This is a genomic window from Stutzerimonas stutzeri (assembly GCF_024448715.1).
GTDB classification, from domain to species: Bacteria; Pseudomonadota; Gammaproteobacteria; order Pseudomonadales; family Pseudomonadaceae; genus Stutzerimonas; species Stutzerimonas stutzeri_AR.
Genome location: NZ_JAMOHZ010000003.1, coordinates 164,595 through 179,663, shown reverse-complemented (window position 1 = coordinate 179,663; position 15,069 = coordinate 164,595). Strand labels below are relative to the sequence as shown.

Annotated in this window: 22 protein-coding genes; 7 read left to right on the top strand and 15 right to left on the bottom strand. The window is 57.9% G+C overall.

What is annotated here, in order from left to right; all coding sequences use genetic code 11:
* Positions 1-292: 292 nt before the first annotated feature.
* From NAV33_RS07605 to queF, 3 genes are all read left to right on the top strand, one after another.
* Positions 293-1,225 carry an ABC transporter ATP-binding protein gene (locus tag NAV33_RS07605; protein WP_255978543.1) on the top strand — a complete coding sequence of 311 codons (933 nt, stop codon included), beginning with the start codon at positions 293-295 and terminating at the stop codon, positions 1,223-1,225.
* Positions 1,222-2,001, top strand: a complete 780-nt coding sequence (locus tag NAV33_RS07600; RefSeq protein ID WP_255978541.1) for an ABC transporter permease — start codon at positions 1,222-1,224, stop codon at positions 1,999-2,001. Before NAV33_RS07605 ends, NAV33_RS07600 begins: the two co-directional genes overlap by 4 nt.
* 150 nt (positions 2,002-2,151) lie before the next feature.
* Entirely contained in the window at positions 2,152-2,982 is an 831-nt protein-coding gene (gene queF, locus NAV33_RS07595; protein WP_255978539.1) for an NADPH-dependent 7-cyano-7-deazaguanine reductase QueF, read from the top strand.
* 60 nt (positions 2,983-3,042) lie between these two features.
* Here the strand turns inward: queF and NAV33_RS07590 are convergent, their stop codons facing one another.
* Positions 3,043-3,309, bottom strand: coding sequence for a DUF4404 family protein (locus tag NAV33_RS07590; RefSeq protein WP_255979294.1), 267 nt, complete (start codon positions 3,307-3,309; stop codon positions 3,043-3,045).
* Positions 3,310-3,532: 223 nt separating this feature from the next.
* Between NAV33_RS07590 and NAV33_RS07585 the strand changes: the two genes are divergently transcribed.
* Entirely contained in the window at positions 3,533-4,234 is a 702-nt protein-coding gene (locus NAV33_RS07585) for an MlaA family lipoprotein (protein WP_255978537.1), read from the top strand.
* Between the two features lie 84 nt (positions 4,235-4,318).
* Here NAV33_RS07585 and NAV33_RS07580 read toward each other — a convergent pair whose 3' ends face one another.
* Positions 4,319-4,618 carry a PilZ domain-containing protein gene (locus NAV33_RS07580; RefSeq protein ID WP_255978535.1) on the bottom strand — a complete coding sequence of 100 codons (300 nt, stop codon included), beginning with the start codon at positions 4,616-4,618 and terminating at the stop codon, positions 4,319-4,321.
* Between the two features lie 205 nt (positions 4,619-4,823).
* Here NAV33_RS07580 and rssB point away from each other — a divergent pair, with 205 nt between their 5' ends.
* Both rssB and rssC read left to right on the top strand, forming a co-directional pair.
* Positions 4,824-6,008 (top strand): two-component system response regulator RssB, encoded by a 1,185-nt coding sequence (gene rssB / locus NAV33_RS07575; RefSeq protein ID WP_255978532.1) that lies wholly within the window; start codon positions 4,824-4,826, stop codon positions 6,006-6,008.
* Positions 6,005-6,487, top strand: a complete 483-nt coding sequence (rssC, locus tag NAV33_RS07570) for an anti-sigma factor antagonist RssC (RefSeq protein WP_255978529.1) — start codon at positions 6,005-6,007, stop codon at positions 6,485-6,487. The genes rssB and rssC overlap by 4 nt, the downstream gene beginning before the upstream one ends.
* Position 6,488: 1 nt before the next feature.
* On the opposite strand, the gene tal is transcribed toward rssC, so the two are convergent.
* Positions 6,489-7,415 (bottom strand): transaldolase, encoded by a 927-nt coding sequence (gene tal, locus NAV33_RS07565; protein WP_255978527.1) that lies wholly within the window; start codon positions 7,413-7,415, stop codon positions 6,489-6,491.
* A gap of 128 nt (positions 7,416-7,543) precedes the next feature.
* The gene (gene dusA / locus NAV33_RS07560; RefSeq protein ID WP_255978524.1) at positions 7,544-8,548 is read right to left on the bottom strand and encodes a tRNA dihydrouridine(20/20a) synthase DusA; all 1,005 of its coding nucleotides are present in this window, start codon (positions 8,546-8,548) and stop codon (positions 7,544-7,546) included.
* A 132-nt stretch (positions 8,549-8,680) separates the two neighbouring features.
* On the opposite strand from dusA, the gene NAV33_RS07555 reads away from it, so the two are divergent.
* Positions 8,681-9,823, top strand: a complete 1,143-nt coding sequence (locus NAV33_RS07555; protein WP_255978521.1) for a tyrosine-type recombinase/integrase — start codon at positions 8,681-8,683, stop codon at positions 9,821-9,823.
* On the opposite strand, the gene NAV33_RS07550 is transcribed toward NAV33_RS07555, so the two are convergent.
* From NAV33_RS07550 to NAV33_RS07500, 11 genes are all read right to left on the bottom strand, one after another.
* Positions 9,815-10,090, bottom strand: a complete 276-nt coding sequence (locus NAV33_RS07550; RefSeq protein ID WP_255978519.1) for a pyocin activator PrtN family protein — start codon at positions 10,088-10,090, stop codon at positions 9,815-9,817. The genes NAV33_RS07555 and NAV33_RS07550 overlap by 9 nt on opposite strands.
* A 113-nt stretch (positions 10,091-10,203) precedes the next feature.
* Positions 10,204-10,467 carry a hypothetical protein gene (locus NAV33_RS07545; RefSeq protein ID WP_255978517.1) on the bottom strand — a complete coding sequence of 88 codons (264 nt, stop codon included), beginning with the start codon at positions 10,465-10,467 and terminating at the stop codon, positions 10,204-10,206.
* Between the two features lie 496 nt (positions 10,468-10,963).
* Positions 10,964-11,272, bottom strand: coding sequence for a GTP-binding protein (locus tag NAV33_RS07540; RefSeq protein ID WP_423836650.1), 309 nt, complete (start codon positions 11,270-11,272; stop codon positions 10,964-10,966).
* A complete protein-coding gene (locus NAV33_RS07535; protein WP_255978513.1) occupies positions 11,265-12,125 on the bottom strand; it encodes a hypothetical protein in 861 nt (286 codons plus the stop codon). The genes NAV33_RS07540 and NAV33_RS07535 overlap by 8 nt, the downstream gene beginning before the upstream one ends.
* Positions 12,122-12,421 carry a hypothetical protein gene (locus NAV33_RS07530; RefSeq protein ID WP_255978511.1) on the bottom strand — a complete coding sequence of 100 codons (300 nt, stop codon included), beginning with the start codon at positions 12,419-12,421 and terminating at the stop codon, positions 12,122-12,124. Before NAV33_RS07530 ends, NAV33_RS07535 begins: the two co-directional genes overlap by 4 nt.
* Complete coding sequence (locus tag NAV33_RS07525) at positions 12,418-12,765, bottom strand: hypothetical protein (protein WP_255978509.1); 348 nt, start codon at positions 12,763-12,765, stop codon at positions 12,418-12,420. The genes NAV33_RS07530 and NAV33_RS07525 overlap by 4 nt, the downstream gene beginning before the upstream one ends.
* Positions 12,762-13,100, bottom strand: coding sequence for a hypothetical protein (locus NAV33_RS07520; protein WP_255978507.1), 339 nt, complete (start codon positions 13,098-13,100; stop codon positions 12,762-12,764). The genes NAV33_RS07525 and NAV33_RS07520 overlap by 4 nt, the downstream gene beginning before the upstream one ends.
* A complete protein-coding gene (locus NAV33_RS07515; RefSeq protein WP_255978506.1) occupies positions 13,097-13,858 on the bottom strand; it encodes a hypothetical protein in 762 nt (253 codons plus the stop codon). The genes NAV33_RS07520 and NAV33_RS07515 overlap by 4 nt, the downstream gene beginning before the upstream one ends.
* A gap of 11 nt (positions 13,859-13,869) precedes the next feature.
* Positions 13,870-14,313: a hypothetical protein gene (locus NAV33_RS07510; protein WP_255978505.1), complete on the bottom strand. Its 444-nt coding sequence runs from the start codon at positions 14,311-14,313 to the stop codon at positions 13,870-13,872.
* Between the two features lie 174 nt (positions 14,314-14,487).
* The gene (locus NAV33_RS07505; RefSeq protein WP_255978504.1) at positions 14,488-14,862 is read right to left on the bottom strand and encodes a LytTR family transcriptional regulator DNA-binding domain-containing protein; all 375 of its coding nucleotides are present in this window, start codon (positions 14,860-14,862) and stop codon (positions 14,488-14,490) included.
* A 10-nt stretch (positions 14,863-14,872) separates the two neighbouring features.
* Positions 14,873-15,055: a hypothetical protein gene (locus NAV33_RS07500; protein ID WP_255978503.1), complete on the bottom strand. Its 183-nt coding sequence runs from the start codon at positions 15,053-15,055 to the stop codon at positions 14,873-14,875.
* Positions 15,056-15,069 lie beyond the last annotated feature (14 nt).

Below are 15,069 nucleotides of genomic sequence, written 5' to 3'. Positions count from 1 at the left end.
AGTAATGACCGGACCGGCCAAGATGAGTTCTGAAATGACCCGAGGGGTGGGACGATAACTACAGAAGCGAGCGGATCAGAAGCGAGAGGAGTTGCGGCGAAACGGATTTTCCATTGCATTCAGCGACGCAGAGCATCTCGGCTTATTCCGAGAATCAGCAAGTGGCTGTGGGAAATCCAATCTCGGTGGAAGGTTTGGCATGGCTGGGTATTGTCGAAGGGGCATCGTGGTTGCAATCGATCGCTGCAGCCCTTATCTATTCTGAATCTCTCCGCGTTGTGTGTATTTTTCTATGAGTACTGCTCTGTCCATTCGGCAGTTGACCAAGATTTACGGAAATGGCTTCGAGGCCCTCAAGGGTATCGATCTTGATGTGGCCGAAGGCGACTTCTTTGCGTTGCTCGGGCCTAACGGCGCTGGCAAGTCCACCACCATCGGCATCCTTTCTACCCTGGTAAACAAGTCGGGTGGCACAGTGAATGTCTTCGGGCATGACCTTGATCGTGACCCCGGCAAGCTCAAGCGTTGCCTGGGTGTGGTGCCGCAGGAATTCAACTTCAACCAGTTCGAGAAGGCCTTCGATATTCTCGTCACGCAAGCGGGGTACTACGGCATTCCGTCGAAGGTCGCCAAGGAGCGCGCCGAGCAATACCTCAACCAGCTGGGCCTGTGGGACAAGCGCGACGTATCTTCGCGGATGCTCTCCGGCGGTATGAAGCGGCGCTTGATGATCGCGCGCGCGCTGATTCATCGTCCGCGCCTGCTGATCCTCGACGAGCCCACCGCTGGTGTGGATATCGAGCTGCGCCGCTCGATGTGGTCGTTCCTCACCGAACTTAATCGCGAAGGCATCACCATCATTCTCACGACGCACTACCTGGAGGAGGCCGAGCAGTTGTGTCGCAACATAGGCATCATCGACCACGGCCAGATCGTCAAGAACACCAGCATGCGCGAGCTTCTTAAGCAGCTGCATGTCGAGACCTTCCTGCTCGATCTGAAGGAGTCGCAGCTGGTGCCGCCGGAGCTGGGCAATTATCCGGCGAGGCTGGTCGACCATCACACGCTCGAGGTGCAGGTAGACAAGAGCCAGGGCGTGACCGACCTGTTTCGCCTGTTGGCGGCGCAAGGCATCGAGGTACTGAGCCTGCGTAACAAGACCAATCGGCTGGAGGAACTATTCGTGTCGATGGTGGAAAACAATTTGCCCAAGGTGGCCAAATGAACGCTGAATTTCGGCCCAACCTGGTTGCCCTGCAAACCATCGTTCATCGCGAGATCCGTCGTTACACGCGCATCTGGCCGCAAACCCTGCTGCCCCCGGCCATCACCATGGTGCTGTACTTCGTGATCTTCGGGAATCTGATCGGCGAGCGAATCGGCGAGATGGGCGGCTTCACTTACATGGAGTACATCGTGCCCGGGCTGATCATGATGTCAGTGATCACCAACTCATATAGCAACGTGGTCTCCAGCTTTTTCAGCAGCAAGTTCCAGCGTTCCATCGAGGAATTGCTGGTCTCGCCGGTCTCGCCGCATGTGATTCTGATCGGCTTCGCGCTGGGCGGTATCACCCGCGGCCTGGCGGTTGCGCTGATTGTGACCTTACTGTCGATGTTCTTTACCGATCTGCAGGTCCATCATCTCGGCGTCACACTTCTAGTGATTATGCTGACATCGACAATCTTCGCTCTGGGCGGCTTCATCAATGCAGTGTTTGCACAAAATTTCGATGACATCTCCATCATTCCGACCTTCGTATTGACGCCGCTGACCTATCTGGGCGGCGTGTTCTATTCGATCAATCTGCTATCACCTTTCTGGCAGACGTTGTCACTGGCCAACCCGATCCTGCACATGGTCAATGCGTTCCGTTACGGCATTCTGGGCGTGTCGGATATCCGTATCGGTATTGCCATCACCTTCATGGTGGTTGCCACGGTGCTGATGTATCTGTGGTGTATCCGGCTGCTCCAGAGTGGCCGTGGAATGCGCCAATAGCAACGTTGGCTAATGTCATGTTTAGTTGCTAAGGGGCGATGCAATCGTTGCTTCGCCTCACAGCTATGTGCAGCCTTTCGACTGGCTTCGCGGTGATAAACCTGGCGAGAACCGCTACACTTGCGATCGTTTTTCGTACAGGTTCCTGTCATGCAGCACCCCGCCGAACTCTCGCCGCTGGGTAAATCCAGCGCCTATGTCGCGAACTACAGCCCCGAGCAACTGTTCCCCATACCGCGCGCGCCCAAATGGGCCGAACTAGGACTGACAGCCGACACGCTGCCATACCGCGGCGTGGATATCTGGAATTGCTACGAGCTGTCCTGGCTGCTGCCATCAGGCAAGCCGGTCGTTGCCATCGGTGAATTCGCAATTCCGGCCGACTCGCCGAATATCATCGAATCCAAGTCGTTCAAGCTCTATCTCAATTCGCTGAATCAGTCAGTATTCGAGAGCCGCGAGGCCTTGGTTGCGGTGATGACGAACGATCTCTCCGCGGCGGCTGGAAAGCCCGTCGAGGTACGGCTGCGCACGCTGGATGAAGTTGCGGAAGAAGGGATTGCGCGGCTACCTGGACGGTGCATCGATGAGCTGGATGTAGCGATGGATCACTACGACTCGCCAAGAACCGATCTGTTGCGCTGCGATGCCGAGCGTCAGATTGAGGAGTGTCTGCATAGCCATCTGCTCAAATCCAATTGCCCAGTCACCGGGCAACCGGATTGGGGCACAGTTGTGGTCGATTATCGCGGCGCAGCGCTAGAACCGGCGAGTCTGCTTGCTTATCTGGTGAGTTTCCGTCAGCACGCGGATTTCCATGAGCAGTGCGTGGAGCGCATCTTTCTTGATCTTCAGCGTCTGCTGAAGCCGGAGCGGTTGAGCGTTTACGCGCGTTATGTACGACGCGGCGGACTGGACATCAACCCTTACCGTAGCAGCGAGGCTATGTCGCCAAGCAATGGGCGGCTCGTGAGGCAGTAATCAAACGGGAGGCGAGACGATCGCAATAGGCCTTGCGCCATTCCCGTCCGGCTTTCGTGCTTATATCCCCATATTCGCCAGTGTTTGCATGATGTTGCGCAGCGTCATGGCGGTATTGGGGTGGCTGACCTCGAAGCGCTCTACCGCCAGGTTGACGCCATCGACCAGCGAATCGTTCTGGTCTACTACGCCCTGGTTCGCCAGGCGCAGCTCAATGTCCTGGGCAATCGCTTGCAGCGACGCACGTTCCTCTTCTGTCAGTGGTGCGTCCTGGGCCAGTTGACTACGCAACTCTAGAAGCTGCGACTGCAAATCATGTTCCGGCATATTGCTTCCCTCTGGTGGTTTCGGGGCGATTATTCCCCAGCTTTTGATGGAAGAAGGGTAGACCAGCGGTTGGGGCCTGTCTTTTCTTTGAGGGGGCGAGGGGCAATGAAGTTCGTCGACGGTCGGTCCGCGTATCTGCCGGCTGCCGGAAACCTTCGGAATGGATTTATACTGCTGCGCTTTGATGGGCAGACGCCACCATTCGAATAAGGGGAAGGCAGCGATGCAAGTGATCAGCAAGGATTGGATCGGATATTTCAAGGTCACGCTCGTTGCAGCGCTGGCGGTGCTTGGTGCATCGTCGTTGCAGGCTGCCGAGGAAGATCCGTGGGAAGGCGTCAACCGCGTGGTGTTTCGTTTCAACGACAAGCTAGACACCTACACCCTCAAGCCGCTGGCTCAGGGTTACCAGAAAGTAACCCCGAACTTCGTCGAAGACGGCATCGGCAACGTATTCAGCAATCTGGGTGACGTCGTGGTGCTGACCAACGACCTGCTGCAGGGCAAGATCCGCGACGCTGGCATCGACACCAGTCGCATCTTGTTCAACAGCACCTTTGGCGTGCTGGGCTTCTTCGACGTAGCCACCCGTATGGGCCTGCAAAAAAACGACGAGGACTTCGGCCAGACGCTTGGCGCCTGGGGGCTGGGCAGCGGCCCCTACGTCGTGTTACCGCTGCTAGGGCCTAGCACCGTACGCGACGCGACGGGACGTGTGCCTGATTCGTTCCTGCAGCCTTACCCCTACATAGATCACGTGCCGACCCGCAACGTGACGCGAGCGGTGAACGTGGTCGATTTGCGAGCAGGCCTACTCTCGGCCGAGAAGATGATTACTGGAGACAAGTACATCTTTGTCCGCAACGCCTATCTGCAAAACCGCGAGTTCCGCACGCAGGACGGTCAGGTCGAAGACGACTTCTGATCGACACGCCGCCCCCAAACGACTGGTTCACCAGCGCTTTGGGGGCGGGGCACGACTCAAAAACGCCTCGGCGCGGAGTGTTCATTAGCTCATCGACAGGATCGCCAGGCCGAGACTTTGCCGGCCATCGTCATGCGAGCCGACCCGCACGACTTCGGTTTCAGCGTTCAGTCCCTTCAGTTCGTTGTGCTCGGAAGGGATATATACTCGGACCTTGTCCCCCATCTGCAAGCTGGTCGCGGCGATCACCTGCATGCCTGTGCTTGAGAGGTCCAGACAGACCGCATCGTAGCTCTGATCGCCCTGCATAAGGCTAATTGCCGTCTCGATCTGCATACGGATGAAGTCGCGTTTTTCGCTGTAGTCCCGATCACCCTGGGTCATTATTTTTGTCCTTCACGTTTTGGTTTCGCCAGTTCTTATAACGCCCGTTGATTGAGCCTGTAAAGCACAGGCGGAGCGGCGGCGCCTGGCTTGAAACAGATGTCGTATGGGAGTACCGTCTGCGCCTTGAAAAGATCCCATGCCCAGCGCTCGCGCGGGGCCGATGCTTTCGCCAATCATCCTGGCGATACCGCCTGGTAGGAACATGCACAACCCAAGCGCGACGCTACTGATCATAGATGACGACGATGTGGTACGAGCCAGTCTGGCCGCCTATCTGGATGACAGTGGTTTCAAAGTTTTGCAAGCACCCAACGGGCCGCTGGGCATGGAGCTGTTTGACGCCGAGCACCCGGATCTGGTGATTTGCGATCTGCGCATGCCGCAGATGGATGGCCTGGAGCTGATCCGGCTGATTAGTGAACGTCAGGCCGACCTTCCCGTCATTGTAGTGTCCGGCGCCGGCGTCATGAGCGATGCTGTCGAAGCGCTGCGACTCGGCGCGGCCGACTACCTGATCAAACCCCTCGAAGATCTGGCGATGCTCGAACATGCGGTTCGTCGCGCGCTGGATCGTTCACGGCTGCGTCTGGAAAACCGACGCTATCGCGAGCAACTAGAAACGGCCAACCGCGATCTTCAAGCCAGCCTGCATTTATTGCAGGAAGATCAGGATGCCGGTCGGCAGGTTCAAATGAACATGTTGCCGGTCACTCCTTGCAGCCTCGATGATTTCCAGTTCGCCCACCAGATCATTCCATCTCTCTATCTCTCCGGCGATTTCGTCGATTATTTTCGGGTGGACGAGCATCGCATTGGCTTCTATCTGGCCGATGTTTCGGGCCACGGCGCCTCGTCGGCATTCGTTACGGTCCTGCTGAAATTCATGACCACGAGGCTTCTGTACGAGTCTCGTCGGGGCAGGACGCTACGTGAATTCAAACCGTCCGAGGTGCTCGATCACATCAATCGCGGGTTGATCAACTGCAAGCTTGGCAAGCACGTCACCATGCTTGGCGGGGTGATCGATCAGGAGCGCAACGTGCTGCATTACAGCATCGGTGGCCATCTGCCGATGCCGGTGCTGTACACCGGTGATACCGCGAGCTATCTGGAAGGACGGGGATTGCCGGTTGGCCTGTTCGTTGAAGCGACCTACGATAACTATGAGATCGAGCTACCGGGTTGTTTCAGCCTGACCCTGCTATCGGATGGCATTTTGGACCTTTTGCCGGGGGAGGCGCTCAAAGATAAGGAGGCAGGGCTGCCTGGGCTGATTCTTGAAGCAGGCGGTACGTTGGATGGACTTCGGCGGGTGTTTGGCTTGGCCGATCTGGAGGATATGCCCGATGACATCGCGTTGCTGGTATTGAGCAGGAACCTTGCATGAGCACAGGTAAAATCCAGTTCGCCGAGCAGGACGGCACTTTCGTTCTCAAGTTCGTCGGCGAAATCAGGCTGACGCTTTGCTCGGCGTTGGACGCGACAATCGAGAAAATTTTCTCATCGCTGAATTTCTCATCAATCGTTATCGACCTCACCGAAAGCCGTAGCATCGACAGCACGACACTCGGCCTGCTAGCCAAGCTATCGATTCTCTCTCGGCAGAAGGTCGGCCTGCTACCGACCCTGGTCACCACCCACGCGGACATCACCCGCTTGCTGCAGTCGATGGGTTTCGATCAGGTCTTCAATATCGTCGACCAGCCGTTACCGTCGCCCGAGCAATTGGCGGACCTGCCCAGCCAGGATCAGTCGGAAGAGATTGTAAAAAACAAGGTGCTTGAGGCTCACCGTATCCTGATGAGCCTCAATGAATCCAACCGCGAGGCTTTTCGCGACCTCGTGACTGCGCTGGAACGCTCCTGATTTAGCGTTTGGCCTCGAGCAGAGCCTCGAGCTTTTCCTGATCACGAGCGAACTGACGGATACCCTCGGCCAGTTTCTCGGTCGCCATTGGATCTTCATTCAGCCCCCAGCGGAAGCTGCCTTCATCCATTGCAATGCGCGCCTCGGATGGACGGCCTGGCGACAGCTTACGTTCCAGAGGGCCTTCTTCCTGCGCTAACTGCCCGAGTAATTCGGGACTGATCGTCAGACGATCGCAGCCTGCCAGCGCTTCGATCTGCCCCGAATTGCGGAAACTCGCGCCCATCACCACCGTTTTGTAACCGTGCGCCTTGTAATAGTCATAGATGCGGCTGACCGACTGTACGCCCGGATCTTCATCGCCGATGTAATCGCGGCCTTCATGTTTCTTGTACCAATCGTAAATACGACCTACGAACGGCGAGATGAGGAACACGCCAGCTTCGGCGCAGGCTACTGCCTGGGTGAAGGAGAACAGCAGCGTCAGGTTGGTCTGGATGCCTGACTTTTCCAGCTGCTCGGCGGCACGAATACCCTCCCAGGTTGAAGCCAGTTTGATCAAAACCCGATCTCGGGATACGCCAGCCTGCTCATATAGGCCGATCAGGCGTTCGCCGCGCTGCACCATCGCCTGGGAATCGAACGAAAGTCGTGCGTCGACTTCAGTAGAAATTCGTCCAGGAATCAGCTTGAGCACCTCCTGGCCGACCGCGACGGCAAACAGGTCGCAACCTAGGCCGATGTCGCCAGCACAACGAGACATCGCTGCTTGCAGATGTTCGGCGTAACGGGGCAGGGCAGCGGCCTTGAGCAGTAGCGACGGATTGGTGGTGGCGTCGACCGGCTGCAGACGGGCGATGGCATCGAGGTCGCCAGTATCGGCGACGACGGTGGTGAATTGCTTGAGTTGTTCCAGTTTAGACGTCATGGGTGCGCTTCATCCTCTGAGTTGGCATGACCTTAACCCTAGGCGACCGAACCGCTCAACGAGCGGGCGGCCGGGCGGGACAGCAGTTGGATTGAAAATGATCCCGAGTGTTCCTTGGTTGCAAGTTATCAGCGGCCTTCGAGCAAGCTAGTCGCCTGGTCTAGAAGCGCCAGAGGATCCTTGGTCTTGTGAATGTCGACGGAAAGCAATTGGCGAAAACGTCGCGCACCGGGAAAGCCTTGCCCCAGCCCCAATACGTGGCGAGTGATGTGATGCATCGAACCGCCGGCATCCAGATGCCGTTGAATATACGGACGCATCCGTCTTAACGCATCGGCGCGGCTGATGACCGGCTCGTTGTTGCCGAACAGTCTGGCATCCACCTGCGCGAGGAGGTAGGGGTTGTGATACGCCTCGCGTCCGAGCATCACACCATCAAAGTGCTCCAAGTGCGTTTCGCATTCATCCAGGGTTTTGATGCCGCCGTTGAGAATGATCTCCAGATCCGGAAAATCCTCCTTGAGCTTGGCAGCGACGTCATAACGCAGCGGTGGAACCTCACGGTTTTCCTTCGGCGACAATCCTTCGAGAATGGCGATGCGTGCATGCACGGTAAAGCTCCGACAGCCCGCTTCACGCACCTGGCCGACGAAATCGCACAGCTCGGCATAACTGTCGCGCCCGTTGATGCCGATACGGTGTTTGACTGTTACATCGACCTCTACAGCATCGCGCATCGCTTTCACGCAGTCGGCAACCAGTGCCGGATGACCCATGAGGCACGCGCCGATCAGGTTGTTCTGCACCCGGTCGCTGGGACAGCCGACGTTGAGGTTAACCTCGTCGTAGCCGGCGTCTTCGGCCATCTTCGCACACGCTGCGAGATCCGCCGGCACGCTGCCACCGAGCTGCAAGGCGAGGGGATATTCCGTCTCGTCATGACGCAGAAAACGCTCGGCATCGCCATTGATCAGCGCGCCAGTCGTAACCATCTCGGTATAGAGCAAGGCATGCCGGGATAGCTGCCTGAGAAAGAAACGGCAGTGCCTGTCAGTCCAGTCCATCATCGGTGCGACAGAAAACCTCCTATCTACCGCAGGCCGCGCCGTTGCTGGGTTTGAAAGGTATTTCATAAATATTATACTGGTTGAAAATCGGTTGAATTTGCGAGGTTTTTGGTGGAATCAAGTGGGTTTTTTAATTTCGGTGGTACGCTGTACCACTCAACCCCAGATTTGTACCACTCGCTAGGAGGGCATACCGCCGTGGCCACTATCAGACCGCGAAAGAGAGCGGACGGAACGGTAAGTTACACCGTGCAGATACGCATCAAAAAGGACGGTGAACAAGTTTATCAGGAGAGTCAGACGTTCGAACGGAAGAAGGCCGCCGAGGTCTGGGCGAAGCGCCGCGAGACGGAGCTGAATGAGCCAGGTGCAATCGAGCGCTCAGCGCGATCTGGTCACATTCTGGCCGATATAATCGACCGCTATTTGCAGGAAGTCGGAAAAGCTCAGCCTCTCGGTAAGACCAAGGAGGCGACCCTGAATGCGATCCGCCGGAGCTATCTCGGTCAGCTGACGGACAAGCAGGTCACCAGCCAAACCTTAGTCGACTTCGCACTCTGGCGGATGGGACCTGAAGGGGGCGGCGTGAAGCCTCAGACGGCAGGAAATGATCTGGCCCACCTGGGAGCCGTCATGTCGGTGGCCAATGCCGCCTGGGGCTACGAGATCGACCCTGTCGCCATGATGCGGGCACGGCTGGTACTCAAGAAGCTCGGCTACAAGATGAAGAGTCGCGAGCGCGATCGTCGGCCCACCATGGAAGAGTTAGACAGGCTGCTTGGAGCGTTCTTCCGCAGCCATTCTTCACGTCCCACATCCATGCCGATGGCCAAGATCGCCGCGTTCGCTCTGTTCAGCACGCGCCGGCAGGAGGAGATTGTGCGAATCCGCTGGGCCGATCTGGACGAGAAGCGGCGGGCGGTGCTGGTGCGGGATATGAAGAACCCTGGTGACAAGTGGGGTAACGACGTTTGGTGCAATCTACCGGACGAAGCCTGGGGAATCATCCAGAGCATGCCGCGGGTCTACGAAGAGATTTTCCCCTACACCGTCGATGCTATTCAGGGGGCGTGGGCGCGGGCAGTGGAGGCCGAGCAAGTGGTGGACCTGCACTTCCATGATCTTCGCCACGAAGGCATCAGTCGCCTGTTTGAAATGGGCTGGGATATTCCGCGCGTGTCGTCAGTATCCGGGCACCGGAATTGGAATTCGCTTCGCCGCTATACCCACCTGCACGCTCAAGGTGATCGGTACGGCGATTGGGAATGGCTACCTAAAGTCCTTGCTGTGAAGGTGCAGTACGGCGAGTGGGTGGGGCGGAAAAAGGCCAAGTTAACCTAAGCGTCGACCGTTGAGCTGGGCTTCCTCTTTCACTGCGGCGGCATGGCGGTCGTCGATATACTTGGCCAGGTCGGTGAGGAAGATGCCCTTGGCGCTCTTCTGGGTGCCGGCTTCCATTCGGGTGATTGGGATCTGGATAATGCCGGCGTTGGCCTTGCGCTGAAACTGGTCGATAGTGAGGTGGCGGAAATAGTCCTGGCACACTCGATCGAGCGGGATGACAGCGAGCCCGTTGTACTGGGCCATCAGCAAAAATAGCGTATTCATCGACTGCGGAACTCCAAGGCAGCTTTCTTGATGTCTCGCAGTATATTCAACTATAAGTTGAATTGCCAACGCGATATCAACTTGATGGTGGCCGTTCCGCCGACCAGTTCAGCTCACTCTAGACCTTCGTCGCTGAACACAACGCTACCGCTTTTGTTAAAAGTGATGGGGCCGCAGAGATAGCGATCCGGCAGCTCGACACAGACGCGATCCGCCCCTTCCGCTGCCTTCGCGTTGACTGATCCGAACATCATTTCGAACGTACCTGGCATCGTCTCGGACAGCAGGACCTCAATGCCTGTCAGAGCGGTTTCCTGATCGCCGCAGATGAAAAGTACGTCGGCTATGCCGCGGGTAGTTATGGTCATGGCAGTCATTCACCGTTTCGAGGAAACCCAGCTGCTCCCGAAGCAACCCTCAGGATGGACTTCAGCGTCGTCAGCCAACTCTATGGATAAGTCTGTGAGTATGAACCCGTTCACCTTTCCCGCCTCGGTGTGTAATACGATGTCTAAACCAATCGTAGACGGCCACCGACCCGTTTCCTTCTGAAGGCGACGCAGCCGGTCATTGATAAATTCGGCTATGTCTTCGCTGGCCTGTTGAACAGCACTGTTTTCTTCCATTGCTAAATCTCTCAAGTGTCGTGGGTAGCATACCTTCGATCCAGCCGACCCCAGGTTTGGTGATCGGCTTCGGACATGTGGCTGTCGAGCGCGGACGCACGGGCTTCCTCGCGCTGCAACTCCGGGAGGTGCCCCTGGCAGGCACGCTTCGAGAGTGTCAGGCGGTTGGATCTCCAGGTGGCGCGAGCTGTGACCCCATTGGCGTGGCAGTACGTGCAGTTGCGCACGTCCGCCTCCTTCAGCTTTTTCATCCGGGGATACCCTTGTTTGGCGACAACTCCTTCGAAAACGCTCGGCGCTGAAGGTCTAGCATTCGCGCCTTCCTCAGTGCTTTCCGGTTTACGCTACGCTGGCGACCGAGCCCTTGGGCTGGGAAATCCAACTCGTCGAATATCCGATTCTGATCTCGGAGTTTGGCAACACTCTCGTCGTCCAGTATCACCACCTTGTCTGCCATTTCAGGACCAAGCACCTTCACCAACGCTGCCGTGAGCGTGACCTTCCCATGGTCGATGTGACCAATGGTGCCGACGTTCACCTGTTTTGGTTCAGCCACGGTCGACCTCCTTCTGGGCAGCATGCAGGTCGGCTGCAATCTGATCCGCGGCTTCAACGGATTCGTCACTTGCGTAGCCTAGATCGCCGTAACCGCTGACGCTATAGCCGATCAGCTGTGCTAGCTGCATCCGGTCATCTTGGCTGAAGTCCATGCGGGCCAGCTCGTTCAAGCCGCATCCGCGTGGTGCGGCGAAGTCGAGCAGGTGCCTCACCATCCGGTTCTCCCGAAAGCGAATAACGCCTTTCCCGTCGAACTCGATGGGTTGCATTGGGTGACCAGCCTGCTGCGATTTCTGCGCCGGGGATGGCTTGGCTCGCAGCTCGGACTGTTCTGCCACTTCGGTTGCGGCGCGCTCCTTGGCCGGGTCAATCCGTTGTCCCGACTCGGCATGCTGAGGCAGGGCGGTTTCGAGATAATTCGCACTAATGTGCAAGTCATTAGTGCGGCAGATGACTACAGCCTCCCGCACTAATGACTTCGCATGTTCAAGCTGCGTCCAGGTTGTCCGGTTAGCCTCATGCTGGCGCTGAGCATCCGTCTTCAGTTCGGTGATCTGGTCGCGCAGTTTCCCGTTCTCAACCTGCAGGTCACCCATCCGATCTTCGAAAGCCGATGCGTTGCGGCCGGCGTTGTCAGCGCGACCCTCGGCATCCTGCAGCGCGAGTTCCAGATCCTCGATTTCGCCGATCAGCTCTCCGGTGGCCGCTGCCAGAGTCAGGAATGCTCCAACCTTCCGGGCGGGACCTTCGAACTTGAGGCCGTCCATGGCCTGGGTCATCGTGGTCAACACCTTCAGGTCCGCCAGTGTGTTGCCGAAGACCGGGTCGCCGTATCGCTTTGCTGCACTCATCGTTTTGATCCTCGCTCGATGAGGGCGTCGGCAATCCTGTAGCAGTCGCGAGCGATAGCGTCGGGCCAGTTGTCGTCCACCTTACAGTCTCCTTCGCGCTTGCCGTGGCAGAATTCCGAAATCACGGCTGGCAGCGCTTGTCCAGCCAGGTGCTCCCGAAGACTGATTCCACGACTGACCACGGTTGCCTGACGCTTTGCCTCGAACGTATCGAGCCCTGCGACCTTCAGATCGTCGTACAGCCCTCGATCGAAGTATGTGCAGGGGTGGACCAGCTTTACGTTTTCTTCACTCATTCCGATTGCTCCGTGTAGCCCAGCGCAGCAAGTGCTGCCGCGACCTGCTCTGTCGTGTACGGCTTGGAATAGTCGTCCAGCATTCGGCGCAAGCGAGCGTGAAGTGCTAGGCGTCTCTTCTCACCGTGATACGAATCCCAGCTGAGCCAGACCCGCCCCGGTGAGGCATATCCCCGACCGTCAATGACCAATGTTTCCTTGTCAAAGCGGGCATCGATCCACCCTGCGCTCTTGATCTGAACCCACCTGCGACCCGTCTTGCCGATGGTGATTTCGCGGGGTTCGCGTCGACCGTCGGACGGGTCGAAAATCAGCACCTGACCTTCTTTGAATTCGTTGCTCATTCCGTCCGCTCTCCAGTAGCCGAGATCGCGCCGCCGATCGACAGGGTGCCTTCAGCCAAGCCCTTGGTGATGTACTCACGCAGGCCGGGGACGGCAGACAGGGCGGCGAGGTGGTCGTCATAAAGCACCCACTCACCGTCGGGGTGCAGGTGATACTCGCCTTGCTCATGTAGCCATCGTTCCACGGAAACCCCTTCCGCCTCTGCGGGCTGGGCGATAGCTCCACGAACCTCTGCCGCCAGCAGATCCTCCCAGCCATATCCAGCTGAATCAGCGCCCTCCAACTTATCGGCCCACTTCTCCAGCAGCTCCCGATCAACCAATACCTTGCTCATGCATCACCTCGTTTGGCGGGGCTGGGGGTGGCGGACAGGGCGGCGCGGGCACCGTGGCATAGCTCTGCGCAATACCTGCTTCGCTGACCGTTGAACTCTGGATCGCAGCCCGGATTGCATGGCTCCCAGTGCGGTAGCTGCTCCGGCTGCGGGGCGGTCTGAATGGTAGGCGCGACTAAGCGAGCCTCGCGCTCGATTAGCTCTCTCTGTATAGCATCTAACCTGTGCAGGTAGTCGCTGATCTGCTGCATTGATGGTTGCTCGGCCTGCGCGATGGGGGCGGCGTACAAGTTGTGCTTGCCTGAATCAAGCAGCTCAAGCCCGTGGAACTCATACGGGCCTTCGTGGCGATCTTTCACATAGACCCACGCCACAGGCCGCTGCCCGGTCTGCGCGGGGCGAGTGAGTGCTGCGACCAAGGCGTGCTTGTCCGAAAGCCACTTTGCGTTGCAGCCGTAAGGACCGTGAACGCTGTATTCGATGAAGTCGGCAAGCGCCTTGCGCGGAACCTCTGCCTCCTGCTCATCCTGCGCCGGGGCTGGCTCAACCTTTGCGTTGCGGCACGGGCACGGCTCGATAACTGGGAAACCATCGAAGTTGGTGGTCATTCGCGAGCCGTATCCCTCGCATTCGCTGCACGTTGGCTCGGCATCTAACACGGCGCGCAGCTCAAACATCGGGCCTGCAACATCGGTCGATTTGTGCCAGCCGGCATACACCCGTTCCAGCATATCGCGATCCACAACAATCTTGCTCATGCTCTGATCCTTCATGGGTAAGTCCAGGGGAAGCGACCCTCGATCCGCCGGCCGTCCTCCAGTTGGTAAACCATCGCGCGCTCACGGCTGGCGATGAATGCGGTGCGCTCAGCCCGGATCAGCTCACCCTCTACGTGGATCAGAAGAGGGCAGGCAACCGGAGGCAATTGATCAGCGGGGTTCAGGTGGACCGGGTCGACGACGACCAGCTGGTTATCTGGGTCGGCCAGTTCCGCCAGCAGGCTGTTCAACTCCTCGACCCGCTCTTCCGCGGCGATCAGCTTTTCCAGCAGGAACAGCTCCTTCTCGACGGTTGCTTCCTGCCGCTGCTCGTACATTTCGAGCTTGGTCTGCAGCGCCTCGATCTGTTCGGCTGAGGCGGTGAGCAGCGCACGCCACTTGGTCAGATGCGCTTCCGAGAGCTGGGAGGGCGCGGTTTTGGCTTTCGTTTTCACAGGGTTCCCCCGGACTGAAACGGCAGCGAGGCCAGCCAGAACAGCAGCAAGAGAAGACCTGTTACTGTCAGGTCGAGAAGGGTGGGTGTCGCTTCCTTCGGCTCTTGCTTGCTCATCTGACTGGCCCGCTAATGTTGGTGTGCCAGTAGTATATTCAACAAAGAGTTGAATTGTCTAGTGCAACGAAACCCCCTTCGCATCGAGTTTTCGCCAGTCGGATGAGTCGCGTCCAGTGGTTACGATCCAGCCTCCGGCAAGCGTTATTTCGCGTCGACGGTCAGCGGCCAGGCGCGCGATCGATTGCACCTTTTCGGGTACGACCAGGGTGTCGCGGCGCACCCGTACCAGCTGCGGATGCGCTTTCTGGAGCTTCGCCAAAGAGGTCGCCAGGATGTGCAGACTGCCGTCATCCATTAGCGCCTCAACGTATTTCAGCGAAGCCTGATAGCCGGCAACCTTGGTCAGGTCCACCTTGATCGTCTCGCCGTTCTTGAACTCGTACGGCGCCAGCGCGCATAGGTCCTTGCGATCGTCGACTCGGTGGTTCACGGCCGGCACGTCACCCATGACTGAGGAACCCCAGCAGGTACAACGACCAGAACAGAACGAGACCGCGAATAGCCTTCCGCCTGGTCCAGACGGAACCTCGAGTCGTCTTGCCAATATTGGAGAAGCAGGCCATCGCCACGACTGTGAGCAGCAGGATGCCGATGATGCGGATCAGAAGAAGCCCGATATCCATGATGTTTCCTTTTG

Coding starts and splice junctions, on each gene's coding strand:
- NAV33_RS07605 (WP_255978543.1), top strand. CDS start 293: ATGAGTACTGCTCTGTCCATTCGGCAGTTGACCAAGATTTACGGAAAT.
- NAV33_RS07600 (WP_255978541.1), top strand. CDS start 1,222: ATGAACGCTGAATTTCGGCCCAACCTGGTTGCCCTGCAAACCATCGTT.
- queF (WP_255978539.1), top strand. CDS start 2,152: ATGCAGCACCCCGCCGAACTCTCGCCGCTGGGTAAATCCAGCGCCTAT.
- NAV33_RS07590 (WP_255979294.1), bottom strand. CDS start 3,309: ATGCCGGAACATGATTTGCAGTCGCAGCTTCTAGAGTTGCGTAGTCAA.
- NAV33_RS07585 (WP_255978537.1), top strand. CDS start 3,533: ATGCAAGTGATCAGCAAGGATTGGATCGGATATTTCAAGGTCACGCTC.
- NAV33_RS07580 (WP_255978535.1), bottom strand. CDS start 4,618: ATGACCCAGGGTGATCGGGACTACAGCGAAAAACGCGACTTCATCCGT.
- rssB (WP_255978532.1), top strand. CDS start 4,824: ATGCACAACCCAAGCGCGACGCTACTGATCATAGATGACGACGATGTG.
- rssC (WP_255978529.1), top strand. CDS start 6,005: ATGAGCACAGGTAAAATCCAGTTCGCCGAGCAGGACGGCACTTTCGTT.
- tal (WP_255978527.1), bottom strand. CDS start 7,415: ATGACGTCTAAACTGGAACAACTCAAGCAATTCACCACCGTCGTCGCC.
- dusA (WP_255978524.1), bottom strand. CDS start 8,548: ATGAAATACCTTTCAAACCCAGCAACGGCGCGGCCTGCGGTAGATAGG.
- NAV33_RS07550 (WP_255978519.1), bottom strand. CDS start 10,090: ATGAATACGCTATTTTTGCTGATGGCCCAGTACAACGGGCTCGCTGTC.
- NAV33_RS07545 (WP_255978517.1), bottom strand. CDS start 10,467: ATGACTGCCATGACCATAACTACCCGCGGCATAGCCGACGTACTTTTC.
- NAV33_RS07535 (WP_255978513.1), bottom strand. CDS start 12,125: ATGAGTGCAGCAAAGCGATACGGCGACCCGGTCTTCGGCAACACACTG.
- NAV33_RS07530 (WP_255978511.1), bottom strand. CDS start 12,421: ATGAGTGAAGAAAACGTAAAGCTGGTCCACCCCTGCACATACTTCGAT.
- NAV33_RS07525 (WP_255978509.1), bottom strand. CDS start 12,765: ATGAGCAACGAATTCAAAGAAGGTCAGGTGCTGATTTTCGACCCGTCC.
- NAV33_RS07520 (WP_255978507.1), bottom strand. CDS start 13,100: ATGAGCAAGGTATTGGTTGATCGGGAGCTGCTGGAGAAGTGGGCCGAT.
- NAV33_RS07515 (WP_255978506.1), bottom strand. CDS start 13,858: ATGAGCAAGATTGTTGTGGATCGCGATATGCTGGAACGGGTGTATGCC.
- NAV33_RS07500 (WP_255978503.1), bottom strand. CDS start 15,055: ATGGATATCGGGCTTCTTCTGATCCGCATCATCGGCATCCTGCTGCTC.